At 66.1% G+C, this 717-nt stretch carries 1 pseudogene; it reads left to right on the forward strand.

Going from position 1 to position 717, the window contains the following annotated elements:
- Positions 1–280: 280 nt before the first annotated feature.
- A pseudogene (locus KZX60_RS11900) lies at positions 281–589 on the forward strand (leucine zipper domain-containing protein); the annotation flags it as partial.
- Between the last annotated feature and the right edge of the window lie 128 nt (positions 590–717).

Genomic DNA, 717 nt, shown 5'->3' on the forward strand with positions numbered 1-717 from the left:
TGCCGCCTCACCCCCGTCGAGGACACCGGAAGCGAGGTGGGCACCGACACCGACACTGCCCTCGAGCTCAGCACCTGACAACCCCAACGAAGGATCCAACCGCTACACCACCACAAGGGGCTTGACCTGGGCAGAAGTCAAGCACGCCCCGTCAAGAGCCTCACTAGATGTTGTGGGTCATGAGGTTCTTGGCACGAGGGCCGGGCTGAGATGAGCCGAGTGGGCCTCTCCCGCAGGATGGAAGTTCCTACACCACCCATCCGCGCAAAGAGACCCACTCATGACTCACGCTAATGCACCCCTGACTCCCACCGGCCGTCTCAGGATGGTCCAACGCCACCTGAACGACGGTATCCCCCAAGCGCACGTGGCAGCCGAGTTCCGCGTCAGCCGCCCCACGGTGGCCACCTGGGTAGCCCGCTACCGCGCCGAGGGCGAGGCCGGGCTGCTCGACCGGCCCAGCCGTCCGCGCCGTTCACCTGCCCAGCTCGACCCCGAGGTGGTGGCTCAGATCCAGACCCTGCGTCGCAGGGAGAAGTGGTCGGCCCGCCGGATCCATCACCACCTCGTCTCCGAGGGCCAACGGGTGTGGGACTGATGCGCGTGTAGGTGACATACGATCTGTGGTGTTACCACACCGCAGGGAAGGATGTGCACCATGCCCGCCCCCTACCCCCAAGAGTTCCGCGACGACGTCGTCCGCGTCGCCCAGAACCG

The organism is Micrococcus sp. EYE_212, from assembly GCF_023147585.1.
Lineage (GTDB): Bacteria > Actinomycetota > Actinomycetes > Actinomycetales > Micrococcaceae > Micrococcus.